Annotated in this window: 13 protein-coding genes and 2 tRNA genes; 3 read left to right on the top strand and 12 right to left on the bottom strand. The window is 65.7% G+C overall.

The window, feature by feature from the left end; translation table 11 throughout:
* The first annotated feature begins 31 nt into the window (after nucleotides 1–31).
* Entirely contained in the window at nucleotides 32–1,897 is a 1,866-nt protein-coding gene (locus B3E91_RS01715) for a diguanylate cyclase (RefSeq protein ID WP_287028102.1), read from the top strand.
* Here B3E91_RS01715 and alr read toward each other — a convergent pair.
* From alr to rnr, 9 genes are all read right to left on the bottom strand, one after another.
* Entirely contained in the window at nucleotides 1,894–2,970 is a 1,077-nt protein-coding gene (gene alr, locus B3E91_RS01710) for an alanine racemase (protein ID WP_287028101.1), read from the bottom strand. The genes B3E91_RS01715 and alr overlap by 4 nt on opposite strands.
* 96 nt (nucleotides 2,971–3,066) lie before the next feature.
* Nucleotides 3,067–4,461, bottom strand: a complete 1,395-nt coding sequence (dnaB, locus tag B3E91_RS01705) for a replicative DNA helicase (protein WP_287028100.1) — start codon at nucleotides 4,459–4,461, stop codon at nucleotides 3,067–3,069.
* A 182-nt stretch (nucleotides 4,462–4,643) separates the two neighbouring features.
* Nucleotides 4,644–5,090, bottom strand: a complete 447-nt coding sequence (rplI, locus tag B3E91_RS01700; protein ID WP_273229051.1) for a 50S ribosomal protein L9 — start codon at nucleotides 5,088–5,090, stop codon at nucleotides 4,644–4,646.
* A gap of 22 nt (nucleotides 5,091–5,112) precedes the next feature.
* Complete coding sequence (locus tag B3E91_RS01695; protein ID WP_273229050.1) at nucleotides 5,113–6,006, bottom strand: hypothetical protein; 894 nt, start codon at nucleotides 6,004–6,006, stop codon at nucleotides 5,113–5,115.
* 39 nt (nucleotides 6,007–6,045) lie between these two features.
* Nucleotides 6,046–6,276, bottom strand: coding sequence for a 30S ribosomal protein S18 (rpsR, locus tag B3E91_RS01690; RefSeq protein ID WP_016495030.1), 231 nt, complete (start codon nucleotides 6,274–6,276; stop codon nucleotides 6,046–6,048).
* Nucleotides 6,277–6,304: 28 nt separating this feature from the next.
* A complete protein-coding gene (rpsF, locus tag B3E91_RS01685; RefSeq protein WP_090223824.1) occupies nucleotides 6,305–6,712 on the bottom strand; it encodes a 30S ribosomal protein S6 in 408 nt (135 codons plus the stop codon).
* 192 nt (nucleotides 6,713–6,904) lie between these two features.
* Complete coding sequence (locus tag B3E91_RS01680; RefSeq protein ID WP_287028099.1) at nucleotides 6,905–9,046, bottom strand: ATP-binding protein; 2,142 nt, start codon at nucleotides 9,044–9,046, stop codon at nucleotides 6,905–6,907.
* Nucleotides 9,047–9,173: 127 nt separating this feature from the next.
* The gene (gene rlmB / locus B3E91_RS01675) at nucleotides 9,174–9,926 is read right to left on the bottom strand and encodes a 23S rRNA (guanosine(2251)-2'-O)-methyltransferase RlmB (RefSeq protein WP_090223827.1); all 753 of its coding nucleotides are present in this window, start codon (nucleotides 9,924–9,926) and stop codon (nucleotides 9,174–9,176) included.
* Nucleotides 9,923–12,526: a ribonuclease R gene (rnr, locus tag B3E91_RS01670; protein ID WP_287028098.1), complete on the bottom strand. Its 2,604-nt coding sequence runs from the start codon at nucleotides 12,524–12,526 to the stop codon at nucleotides 9,923–9,925. The genes rlmB and rnr overlap by 4 nt, the downstream gene beginning before the upstream one ends.
* A gap of 209 nt (nucleotides 12,527–12,735) precedes the next feature.
* On the opposite strand from rnr, the gene B3E91_RS01665 reads away from it, so the two are divergent.
* Together B3E91_RS01665 and B3E91_RS01660 are read left to right on the top strand one after the other, a co-directional pair.
* A tRNA-Leu gene (locus tag B3E91_RS01665) sits at nucleotides 12,736–12,822 on the top strand.
* A 113-nt stretch (nucleotides 12,823–12,935) separates the two neighbouring features.
* Nucleotides 12,936–13,022: transfer RNA gene (locus B3E91_RS01660), tRNA-Leu, on the top strand.
* Between the two features lie 117 nt (nucleotides 13,023–13,139).
* On the opposite strand, the gene B3E91_RS01655 is transcribed toward B3E91_RS01660, so the two are convergent.
* The 3 genes from B3E91_RS01655 to B3E91_RS01645 all read right to left on the bottom strand — a co-directional run.
* Nucleotides 13,140–15,074, bottom strand: a complete 1,935-nt coding sequence (locus tag B3E91_RS01655; protein ID WP_287028097.1) for a methyl-accepting chemotaxis protein — start codon at nucleotides 15,072–15,074, stop codon at nucleotides 13,140–13,142.
* 146 nt (nucleotides 15,075–15,220) lie between these two features.
* Nucleotides 15,221–16,516, bottom strand: coding sequence for an adenylosuccinate synthase (locus B3E91_RS01650; RefSeq protein ID WP_287028096.1), 1,296 nt, complete (start codon nucleotides 16,514–16,516; stop codon nucleotides 15,221–15,223).
* A gap of 52 nt (nucleotides 16,517–16,568) precedes the next feature.
* Nucleotides 16,569–17,111 (bottom strand): ATP phosphoribosyltransferase regulatory subunit (locus B3E91_RS01645; protein WP_287028094.1); only part of this gene is annotated, 543 nt, incomplete at its 5' end.

The raw sequence follows: 17,111 nt of genomic DNA, 5'->3' as shown, positions 1-17,111 counted from the left end.
CCAGACGTCCAATCCACCAGGGAGCGCTTGGATGCGTGCAATGATCTTCCTCGCCGTACTGTTCGCGCTGGGCGCGGTGCAGGCGGCACCGGTACTGATCAATCAGGATGACAGTGGACGAACGCTCAACGGGCAGATCGAACTGCTCGAAGATGTCGGCGGCCAGTTGAGCATCGCCGACCTCGCCGACCCGGCCGTGCAGGCGCGCTTCCAGCCCGCCGACGGCAGGGCCAGCGTTGGCCAGAGCCGCAATCCCTGGTGGATCAAGGTCAGCCTGCAGCGCGGCGCCGATGCCCCGGCGCAGTGGTGGCTGGAGGTCGGCTCGGTGACGCTGCTCGACCTGCGGCTGTACCTGCCGGGCGAGGACGGCGGCTGGCACACGCGCCAGTCCGGCGAGCGGGTCAGCTTCGCCGAGGGCCGCGACCATCCCTACCGGCGCATGCTGTTCGCCCTGCCGGCGCTGGGCGAGCAGCCGCTGACGTTCTACCTGCGCAGCTTCGACCCGGCCGGCAACTCCTTCCCCCTGAAAATCTGGCAACTGGGCGACCTCGACCAGTTCGCCGCCCAGGAAAACCTCTACCTCGGGGTGATCTACGGAATCATCCTGGCGCTGCTGCTGTACAACCTGTTCATCTTCCTCAGCCTGCGCGACGCCGCCTATTTCTGGTACGTGACGACCACCGCCGGCGCGCTGCTGATGATCCTCAGCATGAGCGGGCACGGCTTCCAGTACCTCTGGCCGGATTCGCCGGTGCCCTTCTGGCTGGATCGCATCAGCATTCCGGCGCTCTGGGGCTTCGGCGCCTGCCGCTTCACCCAGAACCTGCTGCAGACCCGCCAGCACGTGCGCTGGGCCCATCGTCTGCTGGATCTGTCCTGCGCGCTCTACGTGATCGCCGTGATCCTCGACGGCCTCGGCTGGCGCGGCTTCGGCGCCTGGCTGTTCGTCGTGCTGGCGCTGACCAGCATCCCCGGCGCGCTCTGGTCAGCGCTGGTGCGCGGCCGCCAGGGCTACTTCCCGGCGTACCTCTACCTGTGCGGCTACGGCGTGATCCTCGCCAGCGTCGGCCTGTTGCTGCTACGCGCCACCGGCGTGGTGCAGCCCTCGGCGTGGAACGCCTACGTGTTCCCCCTGGCGGTGGCGGCCGAATCGATCCTGTTTTCCTTCGCCCTGGCCTACCGCATCCAGATGCTCAAGCAGGACAAGGCGCTCGCCCTGGAGCAGGCCGACCGCGAGAAGACCGCACGCCTGGCGCAGATCCAGGCCAGCGCTGCCGAGCTGCAACGGGCGGTGAAGCAGCGCACCGCGGAGCTGGCGGCGAGCAACCAGCGCCTGTCGCAGCGCGAGCAGGAACTGGAGCTGGCGGCCTTCCACGATCCGCTCACCGAGCTGCCGAATCGCCGCCATCTGATCGAGCGGGTGGACAACGCCATGGCCAACGCCATTCGTCGCGGCGAGAGCTTCGCGTTGATGCTGATCGACCTCGATCACTTCAAGCCGATCAACGACCGCCACGGCCACGACGCCGGCGACATGATGCTGCGCACCATCGCCGCCCGCCTTCGCGAGAGCGTGCGCGGCCTCGACAGCGTGGCGCGGCTGGGCGGCGACGAATTCGCCGTGCTGATCTGCGGACCGGATGCGGAAAGCCACGCGAAGATGATCGCCGACCGTCTGTTGAACAAGCTCTCGCAGCCGGTGGCCTACGCCAGCTATCACCTGTGGGTGACGGTGAGCATCGGCGTGGCGTTCTATCCGCGCCACGCCACCCACTTCGCCAGCCTTTACCAGGCGGCCGACTCGGCGCTCTACGACGTCAAACGCGGTGGCCGCTCGGCGGCGGCCATCAGTGGCGGCGAGGAGTGGCCGGCGGGCCCGGCGGACGCCGGAGCCTAGGAACGGTAGCGGCGCGGCACGCGGGCGGTGACCTTGGTCAGCAGCTCGTAACCGACCGTGCCGCAGGCCAGCGCGATCTCGTCCACCGGCAATTGCGCGCCCCACAGCTCGACGGCATCGCCGACGCCGGCATCCGGCAGGTCCGTCAGGTCGACCATCAGCAGGTCCATGCACACGCGCCCCGCCAGCGGCGCGCGCTGGCCGCGGATGATCGCCGGCGTGCCGGCCGGCGCATTGCGCGGATAGCCATCGGCGTATCCGCAGCTCACGGTGCCGATGCGCGAGGGCCTCGCAGCCAACCAGCCAGCGCCGTAGCCGACACTTTCACCGGCCGCCACGTCGCGCACCGCGATCAGCTGCGCATTCAGGCTCATCGCCGGCTTGAGCCACAGCTCGGCGGCGGGAAGCTCGGCGAACGGCGTGGCGCCGTAGAGCATGATCCCGGGGCGAATCCAGTCCATGTGCGCGGCCGGCAGGGTCAGCACGGCCGCCGAGTTGGCCAGGCTACGCTGGGCGAAATCCAGGTCGAGCAACCCGAGGAACTGCTCCAGCTGCGCCTCGGTGAGCGGATGGTTGCGCTCGTCGGAACAGGCGAAATGGCTCATCAGGTTGAGTTCGGCGACCTGATCGGCCCGGGCCAGGCGCGGATGCCAGGCGCGCAGCGCATCGGCGTCGAAACCCAGGCGGTGCATGCCCGAATCCAGCTTCAGCCAGACGTTGAGCGGCGCCGGCAGGCGACTGGTGAGCAGCGCCTCGGCCTGCTCGGCGCCCTGCACAACCACGTCGATGCGCAGCCGTGCGGCAACGGCGTACTCGCCCGCCTCGAAGCAGCCCTCGAGCAACAGGATGCGCGCGCCATCGTGCATCGCGCGGACCTCGGCGCCCTCCTCCAGGCTGGCCACGGCGAAACCGTCGGCCTCGTCGTGCAGCGCGGTGACCACCTCGCGCACGCCGTGTCCGTAGGCATTCGCCTTGACCACCGCGAACGCCTGGCGACCGGGCGCGCAGCGCTTGGCGAAGGCATGGTTGTGGCGAACGGCGGCCAGGTCGATCTGGGCGAACAGCGGACGCATGCTGGATATCCTGGAAGGAAAACGGGAGCGCCATGGTAGCGCCACGGCGCAGGTTTTCATTGATCGGCGGCGAGGACCGCCGCGACGGACGCGAACTTACTCGTCGTCGAACTGGTAGCTGCCCGGCGCCAGGTTCTCGAAGCGCGAGTACTTGCCGAGGAAGGCCAGCCGCGTGGTGCCGATGGGACCGTTACGCTGCTTGCCGATGATGATTTCGGCGACGCCCTTGAACTCGGTTTCCGGGTGATACACCTCGTCCCGGTAGACGAACATGATGATGTCGGCGTCCTGCTCGATGGCGCCGGATTCACGCAGGTCGGAGTTGATCGGGCGCTTGTTCGGGCGTTGTTCCAGGCCGCGGTTGAGCTGCGACAGGGCGACCACCGGGCAGTTGAATTCCTTGGCCAGGGCCTTCAGCGAACGCGAGATTTCGGAGATCTCGTTGACCCGGCTGTCACCGCTGGAACCGGGAATCTGCATGAGCTGCAGGTAGTCGACCATGATCAGGCCGATCTCGCCATGCTCGCGCGCCAGGCGCCGGCTGCGCGCGCGCATCTCCGACGGGCTGATGCCGGCGGTGTCGTCGATGAACAGCTTGCGGTCGTTGAGCAGGTTGACCGCCGAGGTCAGGCGCGGCCAGTCGTCGTCATCCAGGCGACCGGCACGCACCTTGGTCTGGTCGATGCGGCCGAGGGAAGCGAGCATACGAATCACGATGGATTCGGAAGGCATCTCCAGGGAAAACACCAGGATCGCCTTGTCGCTGCGCATCAGCGCGTTTTCCACCAGGTTCATCGCGAAGGTGGTCTTGCCCATCGACGGACGGCCGGCAACGATGATCAGGTCGGCCGGCTGCAGGCCGCTGGTCTGCGCATCCAGATCGTTGAAGCCGGTGGACAGACCGGTGATCGCGTCGCCGTTGTTGAACAGCGAGTCGATACGATCGATGGCCTTGACCAGGATGTCGTTGATGCCGACCGGCCCGCCGGTCTTCGGCCGCGCCTCGGCGATCTGGAAGATCAGCCGCTCGGCCTCGTCGAGAATCTCTTCGCCCGTACGCCCCTGGGGGGAGTAGGCGCTGTCGGCGATCTCGGTGCTGATGCCGATCAGCTGACGCAGCGTGGCGCGCTCGCGGATGATCTGCGCGTAGGCCTTGATGTTGGCCACCGACGGCGTGTTCTTCGCCAGTTCGCCAAGATAGGCCAGGCCGCCGACCTGGCTGAGCTGGCCTTCCTTGTCCAGCTGTTCGGAAAGGGTCACCACGTCGAACGGCGAGTTGCGCTCGGCCAGCTTGAAGATCGCCCGGAAGATCAGCCGGTGGTCATGCCGGTAGAAGTCGCCATCGGAGACCTGATCGAGCACGCGCTCCCACGCATTGTTGTCCAGCATCAGGCCGCCAAGCACGGCCTGTTCGGCCTCGATGGAATGGGGCGGCACCTTGAGTGCGGCGGTTTCCAGGTCGTATTGCTGCGGGATGCTGATGTCGTTCATAGGAGTCGGCGGCGATTCAAGACGAGCGATGGATTTAGCGGCGCGATCGATGATCACGCAAAAATTTCGGACAGGATACGGCGTTAACGCCGCCTGAAAAACAACGGGCACGGCATCGCTTGCGCAATGTCGTGCCCGATTGTCAGCAGACCCGCGGAATGCGGGGCCTGCGGTCGCCTGACTTAGGCGGCCACCACGATCAGTTTGACGGTGGCTTCGACGTCGCTGTGCAGGTGCACGGCCACGTCGTATTCACCGACCTGACGGATGGTGCCGTTCGGCAGACGGACTTCGCTCTTCGCCACTTCGACGCCGGAGGCGGTCAGTGCGTCGGCGATGTCGTGGGTACCGATGGAGCCGAACAGTTTGCCCTCATCGCCCGCGGTCGCGGTGATGGTGACTTCCAGCTCGGCCAGCTGAGCAGCACGCGTTTCGGCGGAAGCCTTACGGTCGGCAGCAGCTTTTTCCAGCTCGGCGCGGCGCTCTTCGAACGCAGCGACGTTGGCGGCGGTGGCAGCAGTGGCCTTGCCTTGCGGCAACAGGTAGTTGCGACCGTAACCGGCCTTGACGTTCACCTTGTCGCCCAGGTTGCCCAGGTTGGCGATTTTTTCCAGCAGGATGATTTCCATTTGGGTCTTACCTCTTGAACTTTTAACCTTCACCGTCCGCGGAATCCGGACCGCTCTTGCGCCCCGTGCGTCCGCGAAAATCAAACAAGCTGTCGACGATGGCCAAGACCACCAGCAACGGATAGATCAGCTGCATGAACACCAGCAGCGTTATGTACAGGCCAACCAGCCAGAACCGGCTCAACGCGCCACCGGCCACCAGGCCGTGCATCAGGCCGATGCCGGCGAACGCCAGCGGCACGCTGCACAACGGCGTCAGCATGGCCATCTGCGCCCCCAGATTGGGGCCCAGCAGCATGCCGGCGATCAGCATCAGCGTGACCGGCACCGGCAGCCTCAGCGCGCGAAACTCGCTGCCGAAACCGCCCGGGTTGTACAGCGCCGCCTGCCAGTAGCGCCCGAGCATCAGGCTGAGCAGGCTGAGGGTCTGCAACAACGCAGCCATCAGCCCGGTCAGCACTGGCGCCAACAGGCTCTCCAGGCGCACTCGCTCGTCTGCCGACATCTGCTGGTAGACGCCATCGAGCACCTGCGGCATGAGCTTCTGCAACTCACCCGCCATGGCCGCGATCGGCTCGCCGAAAACCGCACCCAGTACCAGGCCGTAGACCAGGCCCAGCGGCACGCTGGCCAGCAACACACGCGTCCACGAAACAGCGCCACGCAGCACCAGTGCCAGCCCCAGCGAACCGAGCAACACCATCAGGGTGCGCGGCTCGCCGAAGTACCACCAGACCAGCGCCGGCAACAGTGCCCAGGCGACGATGCCCAGGGCATCGCTCAACCCGCGCCGCAGCAGTACCAGACTGCCCGCGGCCGCACTCAGCCAGAACAACAGCGGCAACGCCGCGGCCCCGACCACCACCAGGGTGGCCTGCATGCGGCCGCGCATGACGAAATCAGCGAATGCGCGCATGCCTACTCATCTATCCCTTGCTTGCGTCGACTGCCCGTCTCAACGGCCGTGGCTGTCGGTGTAGGGCAGCAGGGCCAGGTAGCGAGCGCGTTTGATAGCGGTTGCCAGCTGACGCTGATACTTGGCCTTGGTGCCGGTGATACGGCTAGGAACGATCTTGCCGGTTTCAGAAACGTAGGCTTTCAGGGTGTTGAGATCCTTGAAATCGATCTCTTTAACGCCTTCAGCGGTGAAACGGCAGAATTTACGACGACGGAAGAAACGTGCCATGAAAGTGGCTCCTCAATAGATCCGGTGATTACTCGTCAGCGTTGTCGCTGTCGTCGCCATCGGCGCCGTCAGGGCTTTCAACGCGATCGCGGCGCTCACGGCGCTCGCTGCGGTTCTCTTCGGCCTTGAGCATCTCGGACTGGCCGGTAACGGCTTCGTCGCGACGGATGACCAGGTTACGGATCACGGCATCGTTGTAACGGAAGTTGTCTTCCAGTTCGGACAGGACTTTGCCGCTGCACTCTACGTTGAGCATGATGTAGTGCGCTTTGTGCACGTTGTTGATGGCATAAGCCAGCTGACGACGGCCCCAATCTTCCAGACGATGGATCTTGCCGCCGTCTTCTTCGATGAGCTTGGTATAGCGCTCGACCATGCCGCCGACCTGCTCGCTCTGATCCGGGTGGACCAGGAAGATGATTTCGTAATGACGCATGAATGCTCCTTACGGGTTGTAGCCTGCCGGGAGAACCGGTCAGGCAAGGAGTGAAATTTCTCGTTTTGGCCTTGCCCGGAAGGAGGCGCGCGAACGCCTGCCCACTCGGCAAGGGGCGCCATTCTAGTGAAGGGTGATGGGCCGCGCAAGGCGAACTGGCGAATATTTAACCAGCCCGCCTTGCCGGGTCGACTAGCCCGCCAGCGCGGCCAGCAGCTCGCGCACCTGCTGCAGGTCGTAGGGCTTGAGCAGGACCTGCGCCGCCGGCACGCCTTCCTCGCGCGCATCCACCGGATAGCCGGAAGCGATCACCAGCTTGAGCTGCGGGTGGTTCGGGGCAACCGCGCGCAGCAGCTCCAGCCCGGACATTCCGCCCAGCCCGATGTCGGTGAGCAGCACGTCGAAGCGCTCGCCCTGCAGCACCTGCAGCGCCTCTTCGGCGGACTCGCAGGCGTGCACGCGATGGCCCAGTTCCTCGATCACCTCGCCGGTGAGCATGCGCAGGGTGAAATCGTCCTCGACGAAAAGGATGCTCAGCCCGGACGCCGGGGCCGCATCGGTTTGCGGCGTTTCCTCGGCGGGCTCGGCAGGCTGCAGCGTCGACTCGTCGGGCAGGCTCGCATCTACGGCCTCGTCTTCCTCAAGGAAACGCGGCAGATAGATGACCACGGCGGTGCCGCCGTCCTCGTCGCTGGCCAGGGTGATGTGCCCGCCGCTCTGTTTGACGAAACCGTAGGCCATGCTCAGGCCAAGCCCGCTGCCACCGCGCCCGCCCTTGGTGGTGAAGAACGGCTCGAAGGCGCGCTCCAGCACCTCGGGGCTCATGCCGCAGCCTTCGTCGACCACGCTGAGCTGCACGTAGTCGCCAACGAGCACGTCGCCATGGCTGTCCGCATACCGCTGATCGAGCGTGACGTTACGTACCTGCAGGCGAAGGACGCCGCCATTGCCCTGCATCGCGTCGCGCGCGTTGATCACCAGATTGAGCAGCACCGCCTCGAGATTCCCGACGTCGGCGAACGTCGACCAGAGTCCGTCGTCGATCTCGAGCTGGATGGACGTGCCCTCGCCCAGCGAGCGCTGCAGCAGCTCGTTCATGCGCTGCAATAGGTCGCCCACGTCCAGCGTCCTGGGCATCAGGGGTTGACGACGGGCGAACGCCAACAACTGCGAGGCCAGGCGCGCGCCCTTCTCCACGCCGGCGACCGCCGATTCGAGGCGGCGCAGGCTGGTGGCGTCATCACCAAGCGAGCGGCGCAGCAATTGCAGGTTGCCGCCGATGACCTGCAGCACGTTATTGAAGTCATGGGCGATGCCGCCGGTGAGCTGGCCTATGGCCTCCAGCTTGCGCACCTGCAGCAGCTCCTCTTCCGCCTGCCGGCGCTCGGCTTCGCTCTTCTCCAGCTCGGCGGTACGCGCCGCCACCAGCTCCTCGAGGTGCTGGCGATAGCCGGCCAGCTCGTCCTCGCTACGCTTCTGCTCGCTGACGTCGCTGCCCTGGACGAAAATCCCCGACACCGTGCCGTCAGACTCGGTGATCGGCTGCAGGATGAAGTCGACGTATAACTCGTCCAGCACACCGGGCTGGCGCTGCAGCTGCACACGACTCTTCTTGCCGACGTACGCCTGACCGCTTTGGTAGACATGATCGAGCAGCTCGAAGAAGCCCTGCTCATGCAGTTCGGGAAGAGCCTCGCGCAGCGGTCGACCCAGCAGTGCGCGCTCGCCGACCAGCCGCTCGTAGGCCGGATTGGTCAGCTCGAAGACGTGTTGCTCGCCGCGCAGAAAGCAGATGAATCCCGGCGCCTGCTCGAACAGCTGGCGCAACTGGTAGCCCTCGGCCTGCATCGCCCGCGCGCGCGACAGCACGCCTTCTTCGCGCTGCGCCTGCGGCTGGACGCCGGCGGACTCGCGCAACGCGAGCTTCATCGCCTGCAGGTCGGTGACGTCGACGGTGTGCTGCAGAATCATCTGCACGTCGCCGGCGGCGTCGAGGATCGGCGTGTGGGTCGCGCTCCAGAACCGGTCCTCGAAAACCACGCCCTTGGCGCCCTCGCGCGCGATGGCGTAGCGGATCAGCGGCAGGGTATCGAGCGCCTTGCGGCTTAGGACGCGCTGGAACGAAGCCATCAGGTCGGCGATGGCCGTACTTTCAGGCTGCAGCGGATCGGGCGGAAACGCCTCGTCGATGCGCTGACCAAGCAGTTCGGCGCGGCTGCGCCCGGTAGTCCTCAGGTAGGCATGGCTGGCGTCGAGGATGATCAGCTCGGAGCTCAACAACAGATAGGCATTGGGCGAAAGCCTGAACAAGCTCTCGAAATCAGGACACTGCATTACTGACCTCCGATAGGCCTCTGGGCTTTCCTCACCCACGCTTCGAATGTCGTTCGCAGGTAAAGGTTCGGCGCCTCGGGAGGCTGCCCGTCGAGCGTGGCGCGACGGGACAGAACGTTCTTGGGGCTTAGCCCGGTAGCTTGCTGCGGCGCTGGCGCACGGCCTCGAACAGGCAGACGCCGGTTGCCACGGATACGTTGAGGCTGCTGACACTGCCGGACATCGGCAGACGCGCCAGGTAGTCGCAGTGCTCGCGAGTCAGGCGACGCATGCCCTTGCCTTCGGCGCCCATGATCAGCACCGTCGGCCCGCTCATGTCGAGCGCGTAGATGTCCTGATCCGCCTCGCCGGCAGTACCGACGATCCACAAGCCGCGCTGCTGCAACTTCTCCAGCGTGCGTGCGAGGTTGGTCACCGCCACCAGCGGGATCACCTCGGCGGCGCCGCAGGCCACCTTGCGCACGGTGGCGTTGAGCGTCGCGGATTTGTCCTTGGGCACGATCACCGCCAGCACCCCGGCGGCATCCGCGGTACGCAGGCAAGCACCCAGGTTGTGCGGATCGGTGACGCCGTCCAGTACCAGCAACAGCGGCGGGCCTTCGGCGCGCTCGAGCAATTCCTCGAGCATGTTCTCGCCCCAGACCTGGCTGGGGCTGACCTCGGCGACGACGCCCTGGTGCACGCCCTCGGCCCACTCGTCCAGTTCGCGACGATCACGGGTCCCGGTGCTTACGCGCGCCTGCCTGGCCAGCTCGACCAGCGTCTGCACGCGCGGGTCCTGGCGCCCCTCGGCCAGCCAGAGCTGCTTGACCCGCTTGGGATGGTGGCGCAGCAAAGCCTCTACGGCGTGCACGCCGTAGACTTTTTCCAGCTCGCTCATGACTTGGCCTTACGCTTGCGCGGCGCGTCTCCCGCGGCCGCCTTGGGCGGCCCCTTGCGATGACGCGTGGACTTGCCCGCCGCCTGGCCGCCGGACGCAGCCTGCTTGCCCGACTTGCCACTCTTGGCCTCGGAAAGCAGCGCCTGCTTGAGGGCGCGACTCTTGTTCACGTCGGTGTTGCCGATGGCGTCATCGCCCCCGGCCGCGTCGGCGCCCTTCGAGCTGCGTCGCGGCGCGGACGTACCGGAAGCCGAAGACGACTTCGTCGCGTCACCCGACTTGCCGCGTCCACCGCCAGTGGAAGGCTTCTCGCCCGTGCGGTTCTTGCGTCCGATCGGCTTTTCCAGCTGCTTCTCGGCCAGCTCGAAATCGATCTTGCGCTCGTCCAGGTCGACACGCATCACCCGCACCTCGACGCTGTCGCCGAGGCGGAAGCTGCGCCCGGTCTTCTCACCGGCCAGCCGATGGTGCACGGCATCGAAGTGGTAGTAATCGCCGGGCAGCGCGGTCACGTGTACCAGGCCTTCGACGTAGATATCCTTCAGCTCGACGAAGATGCCGAAACCGGTCACCGCGGTGATCACCCCGGCGAAGCTCTCGCCGACGCGATCCTTCATGAACTCGCACTTGAGCCAGTTCACCACGTCGCGGGTCGCCTCGTCGGCGCGCCGCTCGGTCAGCGAGCACTGCTCGCCGAGCTGTTCCAGCGCCTGCTCGTCGTAGGGATAGATTCGCGCCTTCGGCATCACGGCCGCGCCGACGCGCTTGACGTGCGGCGTATCGCGCTTGGAGCGGATCACGCTGCGGATCGCGCGGTGGGTGAGCAGGTCCGGATAGCGGCGGATCGGCGAGGTGAAGTGCGTGTAGGCCTCGTAATTCAGGCCGAAGTGGCCGTGATTGTCGGCGCTGTACACCGCCTGGCTCAACGAGCGCAGCATCACGGTCTGGATCAGGTGGAAGTCCGGGCGGTCCTGGATCGTCTGCAGCAGCGCCTGGTAATCCTTCGGCGACGGGCCTTCCTTGCCGCGATGCAGCGTCAGCCCCAGCTCGCCGAGGAATGCACGAAGCTTCTCCAGGCGCTCCGGCGGCGGGCCGTCGTGCACCCGGTAGAGGGCCGGGATTTCGTGCTTCTTGAGAAACTCGGCGGTGGCGACGTTGGCCGCCAGCATGCATTCCTCGATCAGCTTGTGCGCATCGTTACGCTGGGTCGGACGGATTTCGGCAATCTTCCGCCCGGAGCCGAAGATGATCCGCGTCTCCTGGGTCTCGAAATCGATCGCGCCGCGGCTGTGACGGGCCTCGAGAAGAACCTGGTAGAGCGAATACAGCTGCTTGAGGTGCGGCAGCACTTCGCTGTACTCGCTGCGCAGGGCCTTGCCCTCGCTGCTCTTGGGCTGCTCGAGCATGGCGCTGACCTTGTTGTAGGTCAGCCGTGCATGGGAGTGGATAACCGCCTCGCAGAACTGGTAGTCGGTCAGCTTGCCGGTCTTGGAGATGGTCATCTCGCACACCAGCGCCAGGCGGTCGACATGCGGGTTCAGCGAGCAGAGGCCATTGGAAAGCACCTCGGGAAGCATCGGCACCACGCGCTCGGGGAAGTACACCGAGTTGCCGCGATTGGTCGCTTCCTCATCCAGCGCCGAGCCGACCTTAACGTAGTGCGACACGTCGGCGATCGCCACGTAGAGCTTCCAGCCACCGGAGAACAGCCGCCAGTTACTGCCGTTCTTCTCGCAGTAAACGGCGTCGTCGAAGTCGCGGGCGTCTTCGCCATCGATGGTGACGAAAGGCAGGTGGCGCAGGTCGACGCGCTTCTCCTTGTCCTTCTCCTCCACTTCCGGCTTCAGCCGCGCGGCTTCCTTCTCGACGGCTGCCGGCCACACATGGGGAATGTCGTAGCTACGCAGCGCCACGTCGATCTCCATGCCCGGCGCCATGTAGTTGCCGACCACTTCGACGATATCGCCCTGCGGCTGGAAGCGCGGCGTCGGCCAGTGGGTGATTTCCACCTCGACGAACTGGCCGATCTTCGCGCCGGAAGTGCGCCCGGGACTGATCAGCACTTCCTGCTGGATCTTCGGGTTGTCCGGAATCACGAAACCGATGCCGCTCTCTTCGTAGTAACGCCCGACGATCCGCTCGTGACCGCGGGAGATCACCTCGACGATCGCGCCTTCGCGACGGCCACGCCGATCCAGCCCGGAGACGCGCGCCAGGGCGCGATCGCCGTCGAACACCAGGCGCATCTGCGCCGGACTGAGGAACAGGTCGTCGCTGCCATCATCGGGAACCAGGAAGCCGAAGCCGTCGCGGTGCCCGCTGACGCGGCCGCAGATCAGGTCGAGCTTGTCCACCGGGGCGTAGGTGCCACGGCGCGTATAGATAAGCTGCCCATCGCGCTCCATCGCGCGCAACCGGCGGCGCAGGGCCTCCAGTTGATCTTCGGTGGTCAGCCCGAACTCCTCGACCAGCTGCTCGCGGCTGGCGGGAGCGCCACGCTCGTCGAGGCGCTGGAGGATCAGCTCGCGGCTGGGGATGGGGTTTTCGTATTTTTCCGCCTCGCGGGCGGCCTCGGGATCGAGGGATTGCCAGTCGGCCATCAGGGAAAGGTCACCTTGTCTGTTGATTCTGTTGTCTCGCTCATATGCCTATTGAAGCGCGAAATCCACCTGGCGGGCAGCTTTGGGCGGACAATTATTTTTTTCGCCGTCAGGGGTTTACAAGGGAAAACATCGTCCGTATATTTCGCGCCCACAGCGTTGCACAGACGTTGTAACACGGAAGTCGATGAGTAATCATCGCATCCAGTGCCCAGGTGGCGGAATTGGTAGACGCACTAGGTTCAGGTCCTAGCGGTGGCAACACCGTGGAAGTTCGAGTCTTCTCCTGGGCACCACTCTTCAGATAAACCGAGCCGCGAGGCTCGGTTTGTCGTTTAAGCGGAAGGCAATATCCGGTCGGTTCGCCGACGAAAGTTGCCAAAAAGCCGGCGAGCGATCGTCGCAATGTGCCCAGGTGGCGGAATTGGTAGACGCACTAGGTTCAGGTCCTAGCGATGGCAACATCGTGGAAGTTCGAGTCTTCTCCTGGGCACCACTCTTCAGACGAACCGAGCCGAATGGCTCGGTTTTTCGTTTCTGCGATAAAAATCCGACAGGCGCCGACATGAAAAAAGCCGGGCGCATGGCCCGGCTTCTTCCAGCCTGCTGAACGCTACGCCTTGAATTGCCCGAGGCTCGCCTTGAGCTGCGCCGCCAGACCGTCGAGCACCCGGCCGCTTTGTGCGGTCTCCGCCACCGCATCGGCGGACAGCCGGGCTTCGGCGTGGATCACGTCGACCCTGCCGCGAACGGTGTTCGCCCCCTCCGCCTGATGCTTCGCAGCCTGGGCCGCCGCCTCCACGGCGCCGTGCACGCTGGCCACCGCGCGCTGAACTTCCTCCTGCAACCGTTCGCTGTCGCGCAGGGCCTGCAAGCCTTCGCTGGCGCGCTCCTGGGCCTGGGAGATCGCCGCGACCGCTTCCTTTGCGCCTTTCTGCAACGCACCGATGTGCGCCTGGATATCGCCTGTCGACTGCTGGGTCTTGCTCGCCAGCGCGCGCACCTCGTCGGCGACCACCGCAAAACCACGTCCGCTCTCCCCGGCGCGGGCCGCCTCGATGGCCGCGTTGAGCGCCAGGAGATTGGTCTGCTCGGCGATCCCGTGAATCACCGACAGCACCACTTCGATCTGCTCGCTCTGCAGCGCCAGGCGCTGGATCACTTCGGAGCCGTTCTGCACGCGCTCTTCCAGCGCGCCGATGAGCCCGCCGACGCGTTTGGCGATCGCCTCGTTATCCTCCGTCGCGCGCCGGATATCGCCGACCCGCTGCAAGGCCTCCTGCATGGTGCGGCTCTCCGCCTGGGCTTCGGCGGTCATGCTGGCCAGCGCCTCGAGACTGCCGGCGACCTCGTTCATCTGCCGCCCAGCCGCGGCTTCCGCCGCATGGCTGCGCGAGGCCAGCGCCTGGATTTCCGTACCGGTCTGCACGGCCACGTCGCCGGCCTTGCGGATGATCGGCTGCAGTTTGTCGATGAACCGGTTGACCGCATCGGCCATCTCGCCGAGCTCGTCGCGACTGTCCAGCTTCACCCGGCGAGTGAGGTCGCCCTCGCCTGCGGCCAGGTCATTGAGCGCCGCCACCAGCAACCGCAACCGGTTGACCACGCGACGCCCCAGCACCACGGCAAGCACCAGCAATACACCGAGGCCAACCAGCACCAGCGCGAGGCCGATGCGCCAGCGCAGCTCGCCGGCCGCCTCGTCGACGGTCTTGCGCGTACCGGCATTCATGTTGTCCGCCGCCGCGCGGGCCGATTGCAGGCGAGCCGTCAGCGCCGCCGTGCTGTCGGTGGCGGCGCCCGCCAGGCTTTCGCCCACCAGCTGGCCGCCGCTGGCGATCAGTGCGCTGAAGCGCTGATCGAGCGCCTGCAGCTGGGCTTCGATGGACGCCGTGGAGACGCCGAGGCGGACCTTGCCGATCTCCACGCCATTGGGATTGATCGATGCCTCGACCAGGTGCACCGAGGGGTCGTTGGCGGCAGCGTCCAGCACCTTGTCCAGCGCGCGCTCGCCGGTGCCGCGCTCCAGCAGCGCCATGATCAAGGGGTTCTGCCGGTTCAGGTAACGCGTCAGGTGCTCACCCTTGGCGTCGTCGTAGACCACGAACAGCACGTTCGGATTGCGCTGCGCGCGGCGGGCGAACTCGGACAGCGCCGGCCCGTCGTTGTCCCACATCGCCTTGGGGGCGACGGCGGCAAGCAACTGGGCAAGATCATTGGCGGAATCCTTGAGGTTCGCCTCCAGGCTGCCGCGCAGCTGGGCCTGCTCCTGTTTGAGCCGCTCGCTGAGCGACGCCGACAGGCGCTGACGGGTCTGCTCGGACAAACCGCTGAGCCCGGAAGAAACCTCCTGCCCCGCCTGCTCCAGTTCGGCGGACAGCTTCTGCGTGTCCTCGCCCAAACGTGAAGCGAGTTTCTCCGTTAGGGCACTCACCGTGCCCCGAGTCAGGGCAACGGCCACCAGCACCTGAACCAGCAACGCGATGCCCAAGGCGATGAACGCGGGCCGCAATAGACGGCTTCGCAGCAGAGACAGGATGGCTGACACGACGACACTCCTTAACGACCGTTACCCGTTAACGGCGACTACCAGGATTTGTTTAACCCTTCAGCAATCGGCATGCCGCGAAAGGCGACATTTCGTTCACCAACGAAAAGGGCCGCTCCAGGCGGCCCTTCGTACGCTCAACGGACTCAGGAGTACGGGTGACGAAGAACGATGGTTTCGTTGCGATCCGGACCGGTGGAGATGATGTCGATCGGTGCGCCGACCAGCTCCTCGATGCGCTTGATGTAGGCGCGCGCATTGGCCGGAAGCTCGTCGAGGCTCTTCGCGCCGACGGTGGATTGGCTCCAGCCGGGCATGTCCTCGTACACCGGCTGCAGGCCGATGTAGCTGTCAGCGTCGGTCGGAGCGTCGACCAGCACGTCGCCGTTCTCGTCCTTGTAGCCCACGCAGATGCGGATGGTTTCCAGGCCGTCGAGCACGTCGAGCTTGGTCAGGCAGAGGCCGGAAATGCTGTTGATCTCGATGGCGCGACGCAGGATCACCGCATCGAACCAGCCGCAGCGACGCGCACGACCGGTGGTGGAGCCGAACTCATGGCCACGCTTGGCGAGGAACGCGCCGGTTTCATCGAACAGCTCGGTGGGGAACGGCCCGGAGCCGACACGGGTGGTGTAGGCCTTGGTGATGCCGAGGATGTAGTCCAGGTACAGCGGACCGAAACCCGAACCCGTGGCGGTGCCGCCGGCGGTAGTGCTGGAACTGGTGACGAACGGATAGGTACCGTGGTCGATGTCGAGCAGCGAACCCTGCGCGCCTTCGAACATGATGTGCGCGTTCTCGCGACGCAGCTCGTGCAGGCGCGCGGCGACGTCGGTGATCATCGGCTTGAGCACGTCGGCATAGCCAAGCGCCTCGTCCAGGGTCTTCTGGAAATCGACCGCCGGTTCCTTGTAGTAGTGCTGCAGGACGAAGTTGTGGAAGTCCAGCAGCTCGCCGAGCTTGGCGGCGAAACGTTCACGGTGGAACAGGTCGCCGATGCGCAGGCCGCGACGCGCCACCTTGTCTTCATAGGCCGGACCGATGCCACGCCCGGTGGTGCCGATCTTGGCATCGCCACGGGCCTTTTCGCGGGCCTGATCCAGCGCCACGTGGTAGGGCAGGATCAGCGTGCAGGACGGGCTGATGCGCAGGCGCTCGCGCACCGGCACGCCTTTTTCTTCGAGCTTGATGATCTCGCGCATCAGCGCATCGGGTGCGACGACCACGCCATTGCCGATCAGGCACTGCACGTTCTCGCGCAGGATGCCCGAGGGGATCAGGTGCAGAACGGTTTTCTCACCGTCGATCACCAGGGTATGGCCGGCATTGTGGCCGCCCTGGTAACGCACTACGGCGGCCGCTTCGTCGGTCAGCAGATCGACGATCTTGCCTTTGCCCTCATCACCCCACTGGGTGCCCAGGACGACGACATTCTTACCCATAACAGTTGTCCTCTTTGCGGAAGCTCGGTGCCGGCACGGCCGGCGGGAAAACTCAGGAATTCAGTGCCACGACCTGCCAGCGACCGTCGCGCAACAGCAGTTGGCGATCGCAGCTCGCCTCCCGCGCCGCGGCATCGGCCTGCCCCGGCAACGCCTGGACGACGCGCTGGCCCTCCTGGCGAAGGCGCTGGATGGCCTGCCACAAGGGCAGGTCATGGCTGTCCGGTGCCCAGATACCGGACAGCGGCTCGCCCAGCCGCATGTCACCGAGGGTGACCAGGCTCTTCAGGTCGGTGGAGAAGCCGGTGGCCGGACGCGCGCGCCCGAAATCGGCACCGATGTCGTCGTAGCGGCCACCCTGGGCGATCGAATGACCGAGCCCGGGGACGAAGGCGGCGAACACCACGCCGGTGTGATAGTGGTAACCGCGCAGCTCACCCAGATCGAAATACAGGGGCAGCTCCGTGTAGCGCAGGCTCAGGCTGTCGGCGATGGCGATCAGCTCGTCCAGCGCCAGATGGACGTCATCCGGCGCCTCGACCAGACAGGCCTGGGCCAGGTCCAGCACCTCACGACCGCCGCACAGATCGACCAG

It is taken from the genome of Pseudomonas sp. UBA6310 (genome assembly GCF_002438225.1).
GTDB classification, from domain to species: Bacteria; Pseudomonadota; Gammaproteobacteria; order Pseudomonadales; family Pseudomonadaceae; genus Pseudomonas_O; species Pseudomonas_O kuykendallii.
Note: the sequence above shows the minus strand (reverse complement) of the source record. Positions and strands in the feature narration are given on the sequence as shown.

Bases quoted from the DNA above. Each gene is read 5' to 3' on its own strand.
- rnr (WP_287028098.1), bottom strand. From the start codon at position 12,526: ATGGCCGACTGGCAATCCCTCGATCCCGAGGCCGCCCGCGAGGCGGAA.
- B3E91_RS01650 (WP_287028096.1), bottom strand. From the start codon at position 16,516: ATGGGTAAGAATGTCGTCGTCCTGGGCACCCAGTGGGGTGATGAGGGC.
- rplI (WP_273229051.1), bottom strand. From the start codon at position 5,090: ATGGAAATCATCCTGCTGGAAAAAATCGCCAACCTGGGCAACCTGGGC.
- B3E91_RS01680 (WP_287028099.1), bottom strand. From the start codon at position 9,046: ATGCAGTGTCCTGATTTCGAGAGCTTGTTCAGGCTTTCGCCCAATGCC.
- rpsF (WP_090223824.1), bottom strand. From the start codon at position 6,712: ATGCGTCATTACGAAATCATCTTCCTGGTCCACCCGGATCAGAGCGAG.
- alr (WP_287028101.1), bottom strand. From the start codon at position 2,970: ATGCGTCCGCTGTTCGCCCAGATCGACCTGGCCGCCGTTCGCCACAAC.
- dnaB (WP_287028100.1), bottom strand. From the start codon at position 4,461: ATGAACGACATCAGCATCCCGCAGCAATACGACCTGGAAACCGCCGCA.
- B3E91_RS01695 (WP_273229050.1), bottom strand. From the start codon at position 6,006: ATGCGCGCATTCGCTGATTTCGTCATGCGCGGCCGCATGCAGGCCACC.
- rpsR (WP_016495030.1), bottom strand. From the start codon at position 6,276: ATGGCACGTTTCTTCCGTCGTCGTAAATTCTGCCGTTTCACCGCTGAA.
- rlmB (WP_090223827.1), bottom strand. From the start codon at position 9,926: ATGAGCGAGCTGGAAAAAGTCTACGGCGTGCACGCCGTAGAGGCTTTG.
- B3E91_RS01715 (WP_287028102.1), top strand. From the start codon at position 32: ATGCGTGCAATGATCTTCCTCGCCGTACTGTTCGCGCTGGGCGCGGTG.